The 1,327-nt window shown below is 40.6% G+C and carries 2 protein-coding genes; both read left to right on the top strand.

Translation table 11 applies throughout. The annotated features are described in order from the left end of the window. Positions 1 to 384: DUF2345 domain-containing protein (locus DFR44_RS11320; protein WP_133621670.1), on the top strand; the 384-nt coding region annotated here is incomplete at its 5' end. Then, positions 384 to 1,235: a hypothetical protein gene (locus DFR44_RS11315; protein WP_133621669.1), complete on the top strand. Its 852-nt coding sequence runs from the start codon at positions 384 to 386 to the stop codon at positions 1,233 to 1,235. The genes DFR44_RS11320 and DFR44_RS11315, both read left to right, overlap by 1 nt. The last annotated feature ends 92 nt before the right edge of the window (positions 1,236 to 1,327 follow it).

Genomic DNA, 1,327 nt, shown 5'->3' with positions numbered 1-1,327 from the left:
TTTAAAATCATCTCCACCAAAGGCAGCATCGAACTCGCCGCCGCAGAAGAAATCCTCGCCACGGCAGGGGGCTCATACATCAAAATCAACAAGAGTGGGATTGAACATGGCACACCAGGGACTTGGTTTGCTTGGGCGGCGACTCATGGGAAGCCGAGTGAGAAGAGCTTGTCGGTAGCGCATTTGCCGAAGAATTACAATGTTCAGCATGTGTTACAGGATGATGAAGGAAAGCCTTACAAAAATCACAAATATATTGCCTGGCAAGAAAACGGTCAAACCATAGAAGGAGTCACCGATAGTGAAGGTAAGACCAAGGTCTTGTATTCGGCTACGCCAGAAGAGTACCAAGTTCGTTTAATTTTTAAAGATGAGGGCAAATAATGGGACAAATTGTTTATACTCGAATGAAAGTCAATCTGACTTACAAGCCAAGCTCGACTGATGATTTAATCGATTTAGGTCGGTTTCAAAACTTTTTAAAAGACAAGCGAGTGTCTTATAAATTAACAATAACAAGCAGCTTGCCCCTGACTATAAATAATAAACCTGTCGATAAAATAGAAAAGAAAGGGATATTTAATGAAAAAGGGGAAAGCGAAGATTATGATGTTAAGCTCGCTTATACCAATATTGATGAAGTACCTACTAAGCTAAAAGCGTTTTGGGAAATATTTATAGACGGTAGTAAAACCAGTCAATGGTTCGCTGTGGCAAAGCATTGGTACGATCATCCCAAAGAGGGTAAATCTAGAAATAATCCAAATGCAGACTGGAGCAGGGCAGATATTGCAGTGGCTCGTATTCATTCATTGCTTGACCAAGGCAAGCCCAATCAAGTGGTGACTCGTTTTAATCGAAATGTTCATGGCACACTGAATATTGGTTTTATTAAAAGCTTTGGGGCTAACATCACTAAGACTCTCAACTCAAAAGGCGACCTTAGGGATGACTATTTTCATGGAGACATGCCCGACATTTCTGCTTTAGAGAAGGCGGGGGATACAGAAAAGTATTCATCAGAAGAGATTGGCAATATTATTAAAGAGGGTGGGCGTACAGATGGATTTCAGAATCAGGAGCCTGATGAACTTAGAGAAAAAGATTTGCTTATACTTGCCACCCGAGCGGGAAGTGAAGGTATTCAAGCTGTTAAGCATTTTATCAATGGTAACAAAACAGATCTTGTGTATACCAATGACAGTGCTTTAGTCTGCGAAATGAAAGAAACATGATCTGCCCTCATTTCAACGGACATTTTAAGCAGCTATTTTAGATGCTGCGGATTCAAATTTTACAGGGCTTTGGTATCCCAATTTTGAATGTT

Source organism: Hydromonas duriensis (genome assembly GCF_004363775.1).
Taxonomy (GTDB): Bacteria; Pseudomonadota; Gammaproteobacteria; order Burkholderiales; family Burkholderiaceae; genus Hydromonas; species Hydromonas duriensis.
Note: the sequence above shows the minus strand (reverse complement) of the source record. Positions and strands in the feature narration are given on the sequence as shown.